The sequence below is a fragment of the Arthrobacter sp. BG5 genome (genome assembly GCF_056680155.1).
This window is the reverse complement of sequence record NZ_CM155268.1, coordinates 1,002,761-1,019,759: the sequence shown is the minus strand read 5'-3', so window position 1 is coordinate 1,019,759 and position 16,999 is coordinate 1,002,761. Positions and strand designations below refer to the sequence as shown.

Below are 16,999 nucleotides of genomic sequence, written 5' to 3'. Positions count from 1 at the left end.
GATGGGACGCCGCAGCGCCAGCCGCCGGCCGGACGGGGACGCCGGACCCAGGGTGCTCGAGGGCGCCCGGGTCCTGGTCACCCGCAGCCCGGACCGGGCCGGCGCGCTGGTGTCCGCGCTCCGGGAGACCGGCGCCGAGCCGCTGCTGCTGCCGCTCATCGACTTCGAGCACGCCTCCGACCAGCACTCGCTGGACGTAGCCTTCGACGCGCTCGGCGCCGGCGCCTACACCTGGCTGGTGGTCAGCAGCGTGACCACCGTCCAGGTCCTGGAAGCCAAGGCCGCCGAACGGGGCGCCGCCCTCAGCGCCTGGCTGCCCGGCAGCCTGCAGGTCGCCGCCGTCGGCCCCGCCACCCGGCGCGTGCTGGAGGCCCTGGACATCCCGGTGGACCTCGCGCCCGCCGGCCAGCAGTCCGGGGCGGGGCTGCTCGACATCTGGCCCCGCGGACACGGCAGCGTGCTGCTGCCGCAGGCCGACATCGCCGATCCGCGGCTCCGCCGGGGGCTTCAGGCGCGCGGCGCCTCCGTCCAGGCCGTCACCGCCTACCGGACCGTCGATTACCCCGCCGATCCGCGGCGCAGCCTGGGCGCCCCCGAGCCCCGGACAGGCGACGCCGCGGTGTTGAGCCTTTCCGACGCCCAAGCCGCCGTCGACGCCGGAACCCTGCACGCCATCGTCGCCGCGTCGCCGAGCGCCGCCCGCCGCGTCCACACCGGGCTGTCGCCGCTGGGCGGCTGCCGGCTCGTAGCGATCGGACGTTCGACGGAGGCCGAGGCCCAGGCCTTGGGCCTGCCGGTTGCCGCCGTCGCCGAGGAGCCCACCGCCTCCGGACTCGTCGCCGCCGTCATCCGCGCCCTGGATCCGGCGCCCCCCGCACCCCACCCCGACCCCGAGCAGACTGTGAAGGACCAGACATGAGCTTCCCGACCCACCGCCCCCGCCGGCTCCGCACCACTCCCGCGATGCGGCGGCTGACGGCCGAACACCGCCTCTCGGCGGCGGAGCTGATCCTGCCGGCCTTCATCCGCGAGGGGCTGTCCGAGCCCAACCAGATCGCCTCGATGCCCGGCGTGCAGCAGCACACCACCGGCTCGCTCAAGCGCGCCGCCGCCGAGGCCGTGGAGCTGGGCGTCGGCGGCATTATGCTCTTCGGCATCCCGGCCGAACGGGACGCCCGCGGCACCGCCTCGCTGGACCCCGAGGGCGTGCTGAACAAGGCCATCCGCGATGTGAAAGCCGAGGTTGGCGACGACCTGGTCATCATGAGCGACGTCTGCCTCGACGAATTCACCGACCACGGCCACTGCGGCGTCCTGGACAACCACGGCTACGTCGACAACGACGCGACCCTGGAGATCTACGGGCAGATGGCGGTGGCGCAGGCCCAGGCCGGTGCGCACGTGCTCGGCCCCTCGGGCATGATGGACGGCCAGATCGCCGTGATCCGGCAGGCCCTGGAAGAAGCCGGGCACGCCAACACCGCCGTGGTGGCCTACGCCGCCAAATACGCCTCGGCCTTCTACGGCCCCTTCCGCGAAGCCGTCGACTCGCAGCTGACCGGGGACCGGCGCACCTACCAGATGGACGCCGCCAACCGCCGCGAAGCGATCCTCGAAGTGGAACTGGACCTTGAGGAGGGCGCGGACATGGTGATGGTGAAGCCCGCCATGAGCTACCTCGACATCCTGGCCGACGTCGCCGCGATGAGCCCGGTGCCCGTGGCCGCCTACCAGATCTCCGGCGAATACTCGATGATCGAGGCCGCCGCCGCGAACGGCTGGATCGACCGCCGGGCCGCCATTACCGAGTCCGTGCTGGGGATCAAGCGGGCAGGCGCCAACATGGTCCTGACCTACTGGGCGAGCGAACTCGCCGGCTGGCTGAAGGAAGCCCGGTGAGCCCCTCGACAGTGCCGGACCCGGCATCGGGGGCGAACCCCACCGCGCCGGTGGGCCCGGAGACGATCCTGCTCGGCCTGAACACCTTCGGCGACGTCGGCGTGTTCCCCGACGGGCACCCCGTCCCGCACGCCCAGGTGCTGCGGCAGCTGCTGGAACAGGCTGAACTCGCGGACCAGGTGGGTTTGCACGCCTTCGGCGTGGGGGAGCACCACCGCCGCGACTTCGCCGTCTCCGCGCCCGAGGTGTTCCTCGCCGCCGCCGCTGCCCGGACCAGGAAGATCCGCCTCGGCTCCGCGGTCACCGTCCTCAGCTCCGATGACCCGATCCGCGTCTTCCAGCGATTCGCCACCGTCGACGCGATCTCCAACGGCCGGGCCGAGGTGATGCTGGGCCGCGGATCGTTCGTGGAGTCGTTCCCGCTGTTCGGCCTGGACCTGGCCGACTACGAGGTCCTGTTCGAGGAAAAACTCGAACTCTTTGACAAGGTCCGCGCGCAGAAACCGGTGAAATGGGAGGGCCGGACACGCCGGCCGATCAACGGGCTCAGCGTCTACCCGCCGCTTGAGCACCACCTGCTGCCGGCCTGGATCGGCGTCGGCGGCACCCCGGAATCGGTGCTGCGCTGCGCCGAGTACGGCTACCCGATCATCTTCGCCATCATCGGCGGCCAGCCACGGTCCTTCGGTCCGCTGGCCGGGCTCTACCGCGAGGCCATGGCCAAATACGGCCACCCGATGCAGCAGGTGGCCACGCATTCACCCGGCCACCTCGCCGCCACGGACGAAGACGCGCGGGAGGAGTTCTTCCCGCACTGGCTCGGCCAGCGCAACCAGATCGGCGCGGAGCGCGGCTGGGGGCCGGGCAACCGCGCCGAGTTCGACTACCTGTGCAGCCCCGAGGGCGCGCTCTACGTCGGCTCACCGGAGACGGTCGCGGCGAAGATCGCCCTGCTCAAGCAAAACCTGGGCGTGGACCGCTTCGACCTCAAGTACAGCAACGGCACGCTCCCGCATGCCGCCATGATGCGCTCCATCGAACTGTTCGGCACCGAGGTGGCGCCCCGCGTGTCCGCGCTGCTGGCCTCCGCGGCGCCCGCCGGTGACCGGGCCCTGTGAGAACCCTGAAAGAATAGGAACCATGACTTCCAGCCACCCTCGCAACGAGGAACTCTTCGACCGCGCCCGCCGGCTGATGCCGGGCGGCGTCAACTCGCCGGTCCGTGCCTTCGGCTCGGTGGGCGGCACCCCCCGCTTTATGGTCTCCGCCAAGGGCCCGTACCTGACCGACGCCGACGGCGCCGAGTACGTCGACCTGGTCTGCTCCTGGGGGCCGGCGCTGCTGGGCCATGCCCACCCGGAGGTCCTTGCGGCCGTGCATGCCGCCGTCGACCGCGGGCTGTCCTTCGGCGCCTCGACCCCGGATGAGGCCAACCTCGCCGCGATCGTGCAGGAGCGCGTCCCGGCGGCCGAGCGGGTCCGGATGGTCTCCACCGGCACCGAGGCCACCATGACCGCCATCCGGCTGGCCCGCGGCTACACCGGACGCAACCTCGTGATCAAGTTCGCCGGCTGCTACCACGGCCACCTCGACGGGCTCCTCGCCGCCGCCGGGTCCGGGCTCGCCACGCTCGCACTGCCCGGCTCGGCCGGCGTCACCGCCGCCACGGCCGCCGAGACCCTCGTGCTGCCCTACAACGACCTCGCCGCCGTCGAAGCCGCCTTCGCCAACCACGGCGACAGCATCGCCGCCGTGATCACCGAGGCCGCGCCGGCCAACATGGGCGTCGTTACCCCGGGCGAGGGCTTCAACGCCGGGCTGGCCCGGATCACCCGGGAGCACGGTGCCCTGCTGATCCTCGACGAGGTCCTCACCGGTTTCCGCACCGGCTACTCGGGCTACTGGGGACTCACCGGCGGGGCGGCTGACGCCGCCGAGCCCTGGTCCCCGGACCTGCTGACGTTCGGCAAGGTCATCGGCGGCGGCATGCCGACGGCGGCCCTCGGCGGCCGCGCCGAGGTCATGGACTACCTCGCCCCGGTGGGCCCGGTCTACCAGGCGGGCACCCTCTCAGGTAACCCGGTGGCGATGGCGGCCGGCGTCGCGACCCTCACCCACGCCACCAAGGACGTGTACTCCTTTGTCGATGCCCGTTCGCTGGAACTCTCCGGCGCGCTGTCCTCGGCGCTGGACGCGGCCGGCGTGGACCACTCCATCCAGCGCGCCGGGAACCTGTTCTCCGTGGCCTTCGGCACCTCCGCCCGCGGCGTCCACAACTACGACGACGCCCAGGGCCAGGAGGTCTTCCGCTACGCGCCGTTCTTCCACTCGATGCTGGACTCCGGGGTGTACCTGCCGCCGTCGGTGTTCGAGGCCTGGTTCCTCTCCGCAGCGCACGACGACGCCGCGATGAACCGGATCTTTGACGCCCTGCCGGCCGCCGCCAGGGCCGCCGCCGCGGCGCAGGCCTAGGAGCACGGCGCAAGCCTAGGAGCACAGCGAAGACGTACCCGGTCCGGCGGCTGCAGCCGTCGTCGCCCCTTAAAGACTTTCGGCACCCGCCGTGGCGGGTGCCGAAAGTGCTTTAACGCTGTCCGGGCCTAGAAAGCCGGGGTGACGTCGCCGTTGGGCCATTCCTTCTCGATGAAGGCCTTGACCTCGGGGGAGTGCAGCAGCTCGTCGAGCTTCTTGATCCGGACGTCGTCCTTGGAATCTTCACGCCAGGCCAGGAAGTTGGCGTACGGGTTGTTGTCCACCGACTCCACCGCCAAGGCGTTTTTGGTGCTCAGGCCGGCCTTGAGGATGAAGTTGCCGTTGATCAGGGCCAGGTCCACGGACGGGTCCTTGAGGTCATTGATCAGCAGTTCCGGCTGGTTCTCGGAGAACTTCAGCTTCTTGGGGTTCTGCTCGTCGCTGAGCGTCAGTACCGAGGTGTCGTCCTTGATGTCCTTGACCAGGCCGGCGACCTGGAGGACCTTGAGGGCGCGGACCTGGTTGGACGGGTCGTTGGTGATGGCAACCTTGGCGCCGTCCTGGAGGTCCTTGATGTCCTTGACCTTCTCGGAGAACGCGGCGTACGGCTCGATGTGCACGCCTTCGCCGTGGCCGAACTTGTAGCCCTTGGTCTTGACCTGGTCCTCGAACCACGGCAGGTGCTGGTAGAAGTTGGCGTCCAGGGAACCGTCGCTCAGCGCGGTGTTCGGCGTCTGGTAATCCTCGATCTCCTTGATGTCCAGCTTGAGGCCGGCCTTGGGGGCGAGCTCCTGGTTGATGAATTCAAGGATCTTGGCGTGCGGAACCGGGCTGGCGCCGACCTTGAGGGTGGCGGGCTTGGCCGGATCCAGGGTCGTGACCTGGGCGCTGGGGGTGGACGAACCACCGCAAGCCGTCAGCGCCAGGGCAGTGACGATGCCGGTGGCCAGGAGGGAGAGTGACTTACGCATCGGATGCGTTCCTTTCGAAAGAGGCGGAAACCACGACGGCGGGGCCGTGGTCCGCGCAGATGCAGTGGGCGGCTACCCACTGCAAGGCTGGGGTGGGTGGTCCGTCGCTCAGCGGTGGTCGAGGCTGCGGGAAATCCGTTCGCCAACGAGCTGGATGACCTGGACGAGGACGACGATCAGGACGATGGTGACGATCATGACCGTGACGTCGAAGCGCTGGAAGCCGTAGTTGTAGGCCAGCTTCCCGAGGCCGCCGCCGCCGACGAGGCCGGCCATCGCGGAGTAGCCCACGAGGGTCACCACCGTGGTGGTGGCGGCCGCGACGAGGGCTGGCAGGGATTCGCGCAGCATCACCTTGCTGATGACCTGCATGTTGGTTGAGCCCATGACCTGGGCTGCGTCGATCTTGCCGTGGTGCACGTCGCGCAGGCTGGACTCCACCAGCCGGGCGAAGAAGGGGATCGTGCCGATCGACAGCGACACCGAAGCGGCGATGGGCCCGAGGCTCGTGCCGGTCAGGGCGCGGGCCAGCGGAATGAGCGCCACCATCAGGATGGCGAACGGGATGGACCGGGTGATGTTGACGATCACGTCGCTGAGGATCCGGTTGATGACCGGCATCGGGCGCAGTCCGCCGGGAGCGGTGACGTGCAGGAAGACGCCCAGCGGCAGGCCGATCAGCACGGTGAAGAAAGCGGAGATGCCGACCATCTGCAGGGTCTCGACGATCGCCTCGGGGAGGGCCCTGGCCAACACGGGGTTGCTGAAAATGTCGTTCATTAGTTGGCTCCTTCTTCCGCCGGAGCAGCATCGGCGGCCACGCGCTTGGCACTGATGCCGCGCTCGTGCAGGTAGTGCAGGACGGCGTCGAAGTCGGCATTTTCCGCGAGCTGGACACGCAGGTGCCCAAACTGCTGGCCGCCGAGCGTCTCGACGCTGCCGGCGAGGACGTTGAGGTCCATGTCGAAGTGCCTCGCCACGCCGGTGAGTACGGGTTCCTTGGCGCTCTCGCCGGAGAAGAGAATCTCCAGGACCGGGCCGCGCTGCAGCGCGCCGTGCAGGGGTTCCGACGGCGGCAGCGGCAGCAGGGCGCGGGCCAGCGTGCTGCCCAGTTCGCCGGCCACGTCCTGCAGGGCGCCGTGTTCGATGATGCGGCCCCGGGACAGCAGGGATACCGAGTCGCAGACGCGCTTCACGACGTTCATTTCGTGGGTGATGATCAGCACGGTCAGCTGCAGCCGCCGGGTCAGGTCCTGGATCAGGTCCAGGATTTCCTCGGTGGTGGCAGGGTCCAGGGCCGACGTCGGCTCGTCGCAGAGCAGCACCTCGGGGTCCGAGGCGAGGGCCCGCGCGATCCCGACACGCTGGCGCTGGCCGCCGGAGAGCTGGGACGGGTACGCGTTCTCGAAGCCCTCCAGGCCCACGAGCTTCAGGAGTTCAGCCACCCGGGTCCGGATTTTGTCCTTGGGGGTCTTGACGAGTTCCAGCGGGTGCGCGACGTTGCCGGCCGCGGTCCGGGAGTCCATCAGGTTCGCGTGCTGGAACACCATGCCGATGCGGCGCCGGGCGGCGCGGATCTCCGAGTCCCGCACGGAACTGAGCTCGGTGCCGTCGATGCTGACGGAGCCGGACGTCGGGCGGTCCAGCAGGGTCAGGCAGCGCACCAGCGTCGACTTGCCGGCGCCGGAGTGGCCGATGATCCCGTGGATCGAGCCTTTCGGCACGGACAGTGTGACGCCGTCGAGCGCCACCACCTCCTTTTTGCCCTGCCGGTAGACCTTGCGAAGGTCGGTAACTGTGATCATTTATCCCTTGGCGGTTGGGGTCCGGGCATGACATAACACACGCCCTGTTCTGAACTAAATTATGTCAGCGGCGCCAAAGGGCATCCAGTTGCGCATTTAGTTCGTCATAAAGGGCGGAAAAATGCAGATAATTCCGGTTAAGGGGTCGCTGGGCGCGGGAGGCGATCGGCGGCCGTCCCGGGGCCAAATCGCGGAAGCGTGCCGGCGGCCGCCGGTGGGGGGACCGCTGTTGTGATCTCCGTCCCAGCCGCTTGCCGGCATCTTGCCGGGGGCGTGCCGCCGAGGCTCCGAGGTCCTGCTAGAAGTCGCCGCGGCTGGCGTCTACCGGCGGCAGCACCGGCCAGTCGCCCTCGATCACCGCGGCGGGCTTGGTCTTGCGCAGGTAGCTCTGGAAATCCGCGGCCTGGGCGGAGGCCCACTCGACCTGGAGCTGGTGCAGGTGGCTGGCGGGCATCCGCAGCTTGGGGAACTTCCCGGCCATGGCGTCGAGCATCCGCAGCGTGGCCAGCGCATCGGCAGCGGAGGTGTGCGCATTGTCCAGGCTGACGCCGTACTCCTCGCACAGCGCGGTCAGGGTGCGTTTGCCCTTGCGGTACCGGTCCACCTGTTTGTTCATGATGTAGGGATCCAGCACGGGGAAGCGGACCAGCTGGGGCACGCCGTAACGGGCCGACTCCGCGGCGAGCACGGTGAAGTCGTAGCTGGCGTTGAACGCAATAACCGGCACGCCGGTGTCGAACAGCTCCTGCAGGACGCCCGCCAGCTCCCTGGTCACCTCGGCGGCCGGTCTGCCGTCACGGCGGGCCTGCTCGGTGGTGACGCCATGGACGTCGCTGGCCTCGGTGGGGATCTCCACCCCGGGATCGGCCAGCCATTCGTGTTCCTTGATGACCGAGCCGTCGGCGTCCACCACGGTCACGGAAGCCGTCACGATCCTCGCGGCGCGGGAGTTCCGGCCGGTGGTTTCAAGGTCGAAGGCTGCGCGGGGGAGGGTGTGCCAGGTGCTCATACTGCAACGCTACCTGCTGCCGCCGACAGTTTTTCGCAATGCCATGCCGTGCCCTACGACGCCCTGCCGCGGCCGGGGAACGGTAACCTTGGACCATGCGGACGGAGTATGTGGAGGCGGTGCTGGAGCTCGCGGCCATGGTCCCGGCCGGTGCCGCCGTGGCCTACGGCGACGTGGCCGAACTCCTCGGCGCCGGCGGCCCCCGCCAGGTCGGCTCGGTGATGAGCCACCATGGCAGTTCCGTTCCCTGGTGGCGGATCCTGAAGGCGAACGGGGACGCGCCGCCCGGCCACGAACGCGAAGCCCTGGCCCTGTATCTCGCCGAAGGAACACCGCTACTGGGCAGCTACCTTGAGTACCAGCGCACCGGCGAGGGCAGGTGGCGGGTGGACCTAATGGCGGCACGCTGGGCGCCCACCGAGCCTGACTTCGAGCGGATCGACGCCATCGCCGAGCGCCTCGAGCGGGAGCTGCATAAATTGTCCGTCCCCGATGATGAAATGTCTGTGTGAGTAGCCCCAGCCGGACCGCCCCGAACCGTACCGCCCCCAGCAAAAACCCGCCGAACCAGAACGGCCTGCGCCTGCTGCCCCCGCGGACCCGGCACAGCGCCGTCCCGCTGCTGTCTCCGGACCAGCGGGACGCCGTCGACGTCGCGCACGGCTCCGGACCGGTCCTGGTGCCCGGCGCGCCGGGCACCGGCAAATCCACCGTGCTGGTGGAGGCGGCCGTCCGCCGGGCGCAGCGCGACGGCCTGGATCCGGAGCGGATGCTGATCCTGGCCCCCGGCCGGCTGGCCGCCGATGCGCTGCGCGACCGCTTCACCGCGCGCCTGGACCGCAGCCTGAGCACGACGCCGGCCCGCACCTGGGCGTCGTATGCCTTCGACCTGATCCGGCGGGCCAAGGCGGAAGGCATCCTGCCGCTGCCGCGTGCGCCGAAACTCTTGTCCGGGCCCGAACAGGACCTGATCATCAAGGAACTTCTGGAAGGCCATGCCCAGCCCGGACTGGAGCTGCCCTGGCCGGAGGACCTGGGCGCCGCCCTGCAGACCCGCGGCTTCCGGCAGGAAGTCCGCCAGCTCTTTGACCGGATCATCGAATCCGGGCGCACCGCACAGGACCTGGCGGACCTGGCCCGGCGCTGCGGCCGGCCGGACTGGACCGCAGCGGCCGCCCTGTACGCCGAGTACCGCGACGTCCTGGACCTGCGCATGCCCGAATCCTTCGACCCGGCCGGCATCATCACGGCGGCGCGCCAGATCTTCCAGGACGCCCCGGAATTCCTGGCCGCGGAGCGGGACCGGCTGCAGCTGATCCTGGTGGACGACATCCAGGAGGCCAACCCCGCCGTCTTCGAGCTGCTCGCGGACATCGCCGCCGGCAAGGACGCCCTTGTCACCTCCTCGCCGGACACCGTGGTGCAGGGGTTCCGCGGGGCACGGCCGGACCTGGTGGCCGAACTGCCCCGGCTGCTCGCCCCGGCTGGCGGCACCGTGCTGGAACGGCCGCTGTGGACGGCGCACCGGCACACGCCGGCCGTCGCGCAGGCCTGGCAGGCCGTCGCGGAGCGGATCTCGCTGCGCTCCGGCGGGACGTCGGCGCGCAGGCTCGAACAGGCCCGCCCGCACCCGTCCGGGCAGGGCACCGTGGAGGCGCACCTGCTGCCGTCCCCGGTGCACGAGCTGCGCTATGTGGCGCAGCGGATCCTGGAGGCCCAGCTGAAGGACGGCCGGGAACTGGGTGACATCGCCGTGATCGTGCGCAACGGCGGCCAGCTCAGCCAGCTCCAACGCCACCTGGCCGGCCAGGGCATCCCGGTCCGGATCCCGGTGGCCGAATCCGCGGTCCGGGACGAGGTGGCCGTGCGGCCGCTGCTGGACGCCTACGCCGTCGCCCTCGACCCTGCCGTGCTCACCGCCGAAGCTGCCGTCGCGCTGCTCACCTCAAGGATCGGCGGAGCCACGTCGATCGAGTTGCGCCGGCTCCGCCAGTCGCTGCGGCGCGAGGAACTGGCGGGCGGCGGCGGCCGCACCAGCGACGCGCTGCTGGTGGAGGCGCTGCTGGAACCGGGCGCCCTGGCGACGCTCGGCATCGAGGGGCACTCGGCCCGCCGCGTCGCCCGAATGATCCGGGCCGGCCGGGAAGCCGCCGAAGCGCCCGGCGGCAACGCCGAAACCGTGCTGTGGGCGCTGTGGCACTCCACCGGACTGGCCGGCCGCTGGACCGAGGCCGCGCTGGCCGGCGGCGCGGCGGGGGCGCGTGCGGACCGGGACCTGGACGCCATGATGGCCTTGTTCCACACCGCCGAGCGGTACGTGGACCAGCTGCCTGGTTCCGGGCCGGAACAGTTCCTCGAGTACCTGCTCAGCCAGGAGTTGCCGATGGACACGCTGGCAGCCCGGGCGCAGCTCGAGGATGCCGTGGAACTGATGACCCCGGCCAGCGCCGCGGGACGCGAATGGCCGGTCGTGATCGTGCCCGGCCTCCAGGAAGGCGTATGGCCCAATACCCGGCTCCGCGGCGAACTGCTCGGGAGCACCCTCTTCGCCGACGCCGTCGAACACGGCGTCGAGTACGCCCTGCAGCTCGATCCGCTGAGCCGGCTCCGCGAGATCCGCTATGACGAGCTGCGCAGCTTCTCCACCGCCGTCTCACGCGCCCGGGAGGTGCTGATCTGCACGGCTGTCTCCTCGGAGGACGAGCAGCCCTCATCGTTCCTGGACTACGTCGCACCCCTGCACCCGGACCAGGACCGGCGCGGCTTCACCCCGGTGGAACGGCCGCTGACCCTGCGCGCGCTCGTCGCCGAACTGCGCCAGTACGCCCAGCTCGACGGCGGCAGCGCCGAAGCGGCCGAGGCCACCGCCGTCCTCGGCGCCCTCGCCGCCGCCCAACCGCCCGTGCCCGGAGCCCACCCGCACAGCTGGTGGGGACTCGCTCCGCTGTCCTCCACGGACCCCGTGGTGCCGCCGGGCAGCACCGTCTTCGTCTCGCCCTCCAAGGTCGAGACCGTCCAGAAATCGCCGCTCGACTGGTTCGTCCAGGCCGCCGGCGGGGAGGCGGCCACGGATTTCGCCCGCAGCCTCGGAACCCTGGTCCATGCCATTGCCCAGGACCTCCCGGACGCCTCGGGCGGCGAGTACGTGGCCGAGCTGGTGAAGCGCTGGCCGGCACTGGGGATGAAGGACAACTGGGAGGGCAGGCTCGACTTCCAGCGGGCCGAAGCGATGGTCCGCAAGCTCGCCCAGTACGTGCTGGTCATGCGGAGCGAGGGGAGGAGCCTGCTCGGCGTCGAGCAGGACTTCGAGGTGAAGCTCCCCGATGTGGCACCCGGGGCCCCGCCCGGCGCTGAGGACTCGTGGCCCGCGCGGCCCGCCGTGCTCCGCGGCCAGGTGGACCGGCTGGAGATCGACGCCGAGGGCCGCCTGGTGATTGTTGACCTCAAGACCGGCAAACGCCAGCCCGGCAAGGCCGAACTGGAACGTCATCCCCAGCTGGGCGCCTACCAGGCCGCGGTGCTCGCCGGCGGCTTCGCGGGCCCCGACGACGGCCCGGCCCCGCGGCCCGGCGGCGCGGTGCTCGCCCAGCTCGGCACCGGCACCAAGAGCCCCGGCGTGCAGAGCCAGCCGCCGCTGGATCCGGACGCGAACTGGGCGCTGGAGATGGTCAGCGACGCCGCCAGGGTCATGTCCGGAAGTACCTTCGAAGCCCGCCACGACCCCGCCAAGGGCGGGCACGGCGGCCATGGCTGCAGGCTCCCCGAAGTCTGCCCGCTGTGCGCACGTGGAAAGCAGGTCACCGAATGAGCAGCCAGGCAACGACGGCGGCCGCGCCGCGAACCGCCGGGCACTCCGGCGCGCTGCCGGAACCACTGCCCGAACCACGGTTCAGCCCGGCGGAACTGTCCGCGATGCTGGGGGAGAAGAACAGCCCCACGGCCGAACAGTCAGCGATCATTTCCTCCCCTCTGGCGCCCCGGCTTGTCATTGCCGGGGCCGGCTCAGGCAAGACCGCCACCATGGCGGACCGGGTGGTGTGGCTCGTCGCGAACGGCTGGGTCAGGCCGGAGGAAGTCCTCGGTGTGACGTTCACGCGCAAGGCCGCCGGCGAGCTCGCCACCCGGATCCGGGCCAAGCTGTCCGCCCTGGCACGGATCGCCGCGGCCGATCCGGAGCACAAAGTGTTCCCGGCCGGGCTGCTCAGCACCGACGCGCTGGAACCCAAGGTCTCCACCTACCACTCCTACGCGAGCGGCATCGTCTCCGACTACGGGCTCCGGCTCGGCGTCGAACGGGACGTGGTGCTCCTCGGCGGTGCCCAGTCCTTCCAGCTCGCCAGCGAAGTGGTGGAAGCCTTCGACGGCGACTACCAGCACTTCCGCTCCGCCAAGTCCACCCTCGTCAAGGCTGTCATCCAGCTCGCCGGGGAATGTGCCGAGCACCTGCAGGACCCCGCGCAGGTCCGCGGCTGGCTGCTGGACCGGGTGGCCGAGTTCGAGGCCCTCCCGTATGTCGCCACGGCCAAGAAGAACCCCAGCCAGGCCGCGGGGGACCTCAGCGCCCTGCTCCGCACCCGCGCCAGCGTCGCGGACATGGTGGGCCGCTACGCGGAGGCCAAACGGGCCCGCGGCGCCCTGGATTTCGGTGACCTCGTGGCCCTCGCGGCCCGGGTGGCCAACGAGATTCCGGTGGCCGCGCAGACGGAACGCCAGCGCTACAAGGTGGTGCTGCTGGATGAATTCCAGGACACCTCCCACGCCCAGCTGGTCCTTTTCTCCCGGCTGTTCGGCGACGGTCACGCCGTCACCGCCGTGGGGGACCCGAACCAGTCCATCTACGGCTTCCGCGGCGCATCCGCGGGCCAGCTCTTCCACTTTGTCCGCGAATTCCCGGTGCGGTTGGACGCCGGTGATTCCGGTGGTTCGAGTGGTTCCGGTGGCTTCGCCGATTCCGGTCAGGCCGGGGGCGCGGGCGGCGTCCCGCCAAGGTTTGCCGTGGCGCCGACGTCGTACCTGACCACTGCCTGGCGCAACGGCCGGAACATTCTCGAAGCCGCCAATGTGATTTCGGCCCCGCTCAGCAAGGCGGCCGCCCAGGCCGGCGCCGCCGGCGCCCGGGACAGCGCCGACACCGTGGAGGTCCCGCCGCTGCAGCCCAGCCCCGCCGCGGTCCAGGGCCGCGTGGTGCTGGGCCGGTTCGGCACCGACGAGGACGAGGCGGCGGCCATCGCCGCCGACGTGCTGAAATTCCGGCGGACCGACTTCGACGCCGGCACGGTGGAGGATCCCGAGCCGCCGGCGATGGCCGTACTGTGCCGCCGCCGCGCGCAGATGGAGTGCATCCGCCGCGAATTCGAGCTGCGCGGCATTCCCTACGAAATCGTGGGCCTCGGCGGGCTGCTGGACACCCCCGAAATCGTTGACCTGGTGGCGACGCTGCGGGTGCTGGCAGATCCGGGCCGTTCGGACTCGCTGATGCGGCTGCTGGCCGGCGCGCGCTGGCGGATCGGCCCCGCGGACCTGATGGCGTTCCGCGACTGGTCGAGCTTCCTGGCGCGGCGCCGTGGCCGCCCCGGCGATACGGACACCGACGGCGACGCCGGCTCGGACACCGCCGAGGCGGTCATCGAAGGCGACCTTACCGACGCGGCGAGCCTGGTCGAGGCGCTGGATTGGCTGCCCCGTCCCGACTGGACGTCCGCCCACGGCCGCCGCCTGAGCCCGGAGGCACTGGAGCGCCTCCAACGGCTCTCCGCCGAGCTGAGGCAACTGCGCAGCTTCATGGGCGATGACCTCAGCACGCTGCTGGGCGAGGTGGAGCGTGCCATGCTCCTGGACATCGAAGTCGCGGCCCGGCCGGGCATCAGCATCCACCAGGCCCGCCGCAACCTGGACGCGTTCCAGGACGCCGCCGCCGGGTTCCTGCACACCTCGCAGCGGGTCGACGTGCTCGCGTTCCTGGCCTGGCTGGAAGCGGCCGCCGCGGAGGAGAACGGCCTCGACGCCGCCGCGCCGGAAGTCAACCACGAGGCGGTCCAACTGCTGACCGTCCACGCCTCCAAGGGGCTGGAATGGGACGTGGTGTTCGTCCCCGGCCTGAACGCCGGGGCCTTCCCGTCCAGCCGGGATTCGCGCTGGAGCAGCGGGTCCGCCGCGCTGCCGTGGCCGCTGCGCGGGGACCGCGCCGATCTGCCGCAGTGGGACCTGGACCAGCCGGACCAGAAAGGCTGGCTCGACGCGGAGAAGGACTTCAAGTCCGCCGTCCAGGTCCACGGTGAGGCCGAGGAGCGGCGGCTGGCCTACGTGGCCTACACCCGCGCCAAGCACGTGCTTTGGGTTTCCAGCGCGGCCTGGGTGGGCTCCCGGGCGGGGCTCGCCGGCATGTCGCCGTTCCTGGCCGAGCTCGAAGTACTGAGTGGGGCCGGGTCAGCCGAGATCCATCCGCTCTCCGTCGCCGAGGAATCCCTGCCGGAGGAAAGCCCGCTGACCTCCGAGCTGGAGCTGGCGCTGTGGCCCTACGATCCCCTGGAGGGGCCTGTGCATCCGCGCACCGGGGCCCGCTTGCGGCTCGTGCCCGGCCGCCGGGCCGCCATGGAGGCCGCTGCGGCGCGCGTCCTTGAGCAACTGGAACGGCCCGACGGCCGCCCGCTCCCGGCGCCAGTAGGTGGTGGCGCGGCACCCGCAGCTTCGGTCCCCGCAGCGCCGGCGTCTGCCGGGCCGCGCCGGCTGCGCGGGCCGGCCGCTGGCTGGGCGGAGGAAGCTGCCACCCTGCTGGACCGGCGGTCCCGGCGGTCCGCCCTTCAGGAGGTCCACCTGCCGGGTCACATTTCCGCGTCCACCCTGGTGGACCTGGACGAAGACCCGTCCTCAGTGGTGGCCCGGTTGCGGCGGCCCGTTCCGCGCGAACCGGGGATGTCCGCCCGCAAGGGCACGGCCTTCCACGCCTGGGTCGAAGAGTACTTCGGCACCTCCGGGATGCTGGACCTCGGCGAGGCAGCCGGCTCGGACGACCACATCGACGAGGCGTACGGCCTGGACACCATGGTGGAGACGTTCCGCCAGTCCGAGTGGGCGAACCGGGCGCCGGCGCACGTCGAGGTTCCGGTGGAGACGCGGGTCGGCGACGTGGTGGTCCGCGGGCGCATCGATGCGGTCTTCCGCGACGCTGACGGCGGCTGGGACCTCGTGGACTGGAAAACCGGACGCCGTCCCTCCGCCGGCCAGCTCAAGACCAAGGCCGTGCAGCTCGCCGTCTACCGGCTGGCGTGGTCGCGGCTCAAGGGAGTCCCGCTGGAGGACGTCCGGGCAGCGTTCTACTACGTGGCCGACAACCAGGTGGTGCGCCCGCACGACCTGGGCTCGGCGGAACGGCTGGAGGAGATCGTCGCCGGGGCCCTGGGAGGAAGGCCGGCTAGCCGAGCCTAGGAGCGCTCTGCCGGAACCACGGTCAGTGCCGTCGTGGAGGTGTCCTCCGCGGCGGAAGGCTTGGGCAGGACTGCACCGTCGTCGGCACCGCCGCCCGGGGCAGCGCCGTCGTCGGCACCGCCGCCCGGGGCAGCGCCGTCGTCGGCACCGCCGCCCGGGGCAGCGCCGTCGTCCGCACTGCCGGCCGGTGCGGCGCCGTCGTCTACGGGGTCCTTCGCCGCCGGGCCGCTGCCGGCGTCGTCCCGCGCGGCGTTGTCCTGCTCGCAGTCGTCCTTTTCGGCGCGGGGAACCTCACCGCGGGGGATTGGCGTGACGTGGACAGCCGCCGACATCCCGGTGGCGGGCTGCGGGTCCTGTCCCTGCACGGGGCCGGGGGCGGCCGGTCCGATCGGCAGCACTGTCACGGCCGGCTGCGGCAGCGGCTCCACGCTGATCGGCTGACCGCCATGTTCCGCGACGTCCTCGGCCAGCACCGCCAGCATCGATTCCGCCTCGCCGATCATGTCCTCGTCGCCCGCCGCCAGACCCTTGACCAGGTATTGCGCCAGGGCGAACTCCGCGGACAGTGCGGCGCGGCGCAGCAGGTGGGCGTCGGGGGCGTCCCGGCGGCTCGCGGAGTAGTGCTCCAGCACGGCGTCCACAAAGTCCTGGTCGTTGGAGGCCACCAGCCAGGCCATGTCGTCCGCCGGGTCCCCGATGCGCAGGTCGGTCCAGCCGGTCACGGCAGTGACCCGGTCGCCGTCGACCAGGAGGTTGTCCTCATGCAGGTCGCCGTGCACCACGCTGGGGTTGAAGCGCCACAGCGATACGTCCTCCAGCGCGTGTTCCCAGCGGCGCAGCAGCAGCGGCGGGATTTTGCCCGTGGTTGCGGCCTGGTCCAGTTCATTGAGCCGCCGCTGGCGGAACTCGTTCGGCGTGTAACTCGGCAGGTCGGCGTTGCTGACCAGGGAATGCGGAAGATCGTGGATGGCCGCGAGGGCGGCGCCCAGTTCGCGGGCCAGCGCGGGGGTGCCGGCGCTGAGTTCCTCCACCGACTGCGTGGCGCCGGAGAGGTGCGAGTAAACGAAGGTGCTCAGCGCGCCCTGCCGGACGGTGCCGGCCACGGTGGGCATCAGGAAGGGGAGCTCGGCCCGGATGCCGGGGGTGAACGCCCGCAGCACCAGGAACTCGGTCTCAAGGCGCGCGCTCGCCTCGGCGTGCCGGGGCGAACGCACCCGCCAGCGTTTGCCTTCGGAGTCAAGGAGAAGGGCGGAATCGAAGTCTGCCGGATCGTCCGGCGCGGAACTCACGGCGGTCGGGGTCAGGCCGGGGACCGCCGCGGTTGCTACAGCTGCCAGTTCGATTGGTTTTCTTCTCACGCTTCCACGGTAGATTGAGCGGCGCCCAAGACGGCGATGCATCACGGCGAGTCTGAAAGA

General features: G+C 71.0%; 12 protein-coding genes. 7 read left to right on the top strand and 5 right to left on the bottom strand.

All coding sequences use genetic code 11. The features are described from left to right. Window position 1 precedes the first annotated feature (1 nt). From AC1MBE_RS04555 to hemL, 4 genes are read left to right on the top strand one after another with little or no spacing between them, the layout of a single operon-like run. Window positions 2-919 carry a uroporphyrinogen-III synthase gene (locus AC1MBE_RS04555; protein WP_479781114.1) on the top strand — a complete coding sequence of 306 codons (918 nt, stop codon included), beginning with the start codon at window positions 2-4 and terminating at the stop codon, window positions 917-919. Further along, a complete protein-coding gene (gene hemB, locus AC1MBE_RS04550; RefSeq protein WP_479781113.1) occupies window positions 916-1,899 on the top strand; it encodes a porphobilinogen synthase in 984 nt (327 codons plus the stop codon). The genes AC1MBE_RS04555 and hemB overlap by 4 nt, the downstream gene beginning before the upstream one ends. Beyond that, a complete protein-coding gene (locus AC1MBE_RS04545) occupies window positions 1,896-3,017 on the top strand; it encodes an LLM class flavin-dependent oxidoreductase (RefSeq protein WP_479781112.1) in 1,122 nt (373 codons plus the stop codon). The genes hemB and AC1MBE_RS04545 overlap by 4 nt, the downstream gene beginning before the upstream one ends. 22 nt (window positions 3,018-3,039) lie before the next feature. After that, complete coding sequence (gene hemL / locus AC1MBE_RS04540; protein ID WP_479781111.1) at window positions 3,040-4,371, top strand: glutamate-1-semialdehyde 2,1-aminomutase; 1,332 nt, start codon at window positions 3,040-3,042, stop codon at window positions 4,369-4,371. A gap of 128 nt (window positions 4,372-4,499) precedes the next feature. Here the strand turns inward: hemL and AC1MBE_RS04535 are convergent, their stop codons facing one another. The 4 genes from AC1MBE_RS04535 to AC1MBE_RS04520 form a co-directional block, all read right to left on the bottom strand. Continuing rightward, the gene (locus AC1MBE_RS04535; protein WP_479781110.1) at window positions 4,500-5,342 is read right to left on the bottom strand and encodes a MetQ/NlpA family ABC transporter substrate-binding protein; all 843 of its coding nucleotides are present in this window, start codon (window positions 5,340-5,342) and stop codon (window positions 4,500-4,502) included. 108 nt (window positions 5,343-5,450) lie between these two features. Continuing rightward, window positions 5,451-6,122 (bottom strand): methionine ABC transporter permease, encoded by a 672-nt coding sequence (locus tag AC1MBE_RS04530; RefSeq protein WP_479781109.1) that lies wholly within the window; start codon window positions 6,120-6,122, stop codon window positions 5,451-5,453. Then, window positions 6,122-7,147: a methionine ABC transporter ATP-binding protein gene (locus AC1MBE_RS04525; protein WP_479781108.1), complete on the bottom strand. Its 1,026-nt coding sequence runs from the start codon at window positions 7,145-7,147 to the stop codon at window positions 6,122-6,124. Before AC1MBE_RS04525 ends, AC1MBE_RS04530 begins: the two co-directional genes overlap by 1 nt. Window positions 7,148-7,445: 298 nt before the next feature. Then, window positions 7,446-8,156 (bottom strand): exonuclease domain-containing protein, encoded by a 711-nt coding sequence (locus AC1MBE_RS04520; protein WP_479781107.1) that lies wholly within the window; start codon window positions 8,154-8,156, stop codon window positions 7,446-7,448. Between the two features lie 95 nt (window positions 8,157-8,251). On the opposite strand from AC1MBE_RS04520, the gene AC1MBE_RS04515 reads away from it, so the two are divergent. The 3 genes from AC1MBE_RS04515 (at window position 8,252) to AC1MBE_RS04505 (ending at window position 15,581) form a co-directional block, all read left to right on the top strand. Then, window positions 8,252-8,668: an MGMT family protein gene (locus tag AC1MBE_RS04515; RefSeq protein WP_479781106.1), complete on the top strand. Its 417-nt coding sequence runs from the start codon at window positions 8,252-8,254 to the stop codon at window positions 8,666-8,668. Between the two features lie 65 nt (window positions 8,669-8,733). Then, the gene (locus tag AC1MBE_RS04510; protein ID WP_479782474.1) at window positions 8,734-11,964 is read left to right on the top strand and encodes an ATP-dependent helicase; all 3,231 of its coding nucleotides are present in this window, start codon (window positions 8,734-8,736) and stop codon (window positions 11,962-11,964) included. Further along, the gene (locus AC1MBE_RS04505) at window positions 11,961-15,581 is read left to right on the top strand and encodes an ATP-dependent helicase (RefSeq protein WP_479781105.1); all 3,621 of its coding nucleotides are present in this window, start codon (window positions 11,961-11,963) and stop codon (window positions 15,579-15,581) included. The genes AC1MBE_RS04510 and AC1MBE_RS04505 overlap by 4 nt, the downstream gene beginning before the upstream one ends. On the opposite strand, the gene AC1MBE_RS04500 is transcribed toward AC1MBE_RS04505, so the two are convergent. Beyond that, complete coding sequence (locus tag AC1MBE_RS04500) at window positions 15,578-16,939, bottom strand: macrolide 2'-phosphotransferase (protein ID WP_479781104.1); 1,362 nt, start codon at window positions 16,937-16,939, stop codon at window positions 15,578-15,580. The genes AC1MBE_RS04505 and AC1MBE_RS04500 overlap by 4 nt on opposite strands. Between the last annotated feature and the right edge of the window lie 60 nt (window positions 16,940-16,999).

Excerpts from the sequence above, each read along its gene's own strand:
- AC1MBE_RS04525 (WP_479781108.1), bottom strand. The coding sequence starts at position 7,147 with ATGATCACAGTTACCGACCTTCGCAAGGTCTACCGGCAGGGCAAAAAG.
- AC1MBE_RS04535 (WP_479781110.1), bottom strand. The coding sequence starts at position 5,342 with ATGCGTAAGTCACTCTCCCTCCTGGCCACCGGCATCGTCACTGCCCTG.
- hemL (WP_479781111.1), top strand. The coding sequence starts at position 3,040 with ATGACTTCCAGCCACCCTCGCAACGAGGAACTCTTCGACCGCGCCCGC.
- AC1MBE_RS04530 (WP_479781109.1), bottom strand. The coding sequence starts at position 6,122 with ATGAACGACATTTTCAGCAACCCCGTGTTGGCCAGGGCCCTCCCCGAG.
- AC1MBE_RS04555 (WP_479781114.1), top strand. The coding sequence starts at position 2 with ATGGGACGCCGCAGCGCCAGCCGCCGGCCGGACGGGGACGCCGGACCC.
- hemB (WP_479781113.1), top strand. The coding sequence starts at position 916 with ATGAGCTTCCCGACCCACCGCCCCCGCCGGCTCCGCACCACTCCCGCG.
- AC1MBE_RS04520 (WP_479781107.1), bottom strand. The coding sequence starts at position 8,156 with ATGAGCACCTGGCACACCCTCCCCCGCGCAGCCTTCGACCTTGAAACC.
- AC1MBE_RS04515 (WP_479781106.1), top strand. The coding sequence starts at position 8,252 with ATGCGGACGGAGTATGTGGAGGCGGTGCTGGAGCTCGCGGCCATGGTC.
- AC1MBE_RS04505 (WP_479781105.1), top strand. The coding sequence starts at position 11,961 with ATGAGCAGCCAGGCAACGACGGCGGCCGCGCCGCGAACCGCCGGGCAC.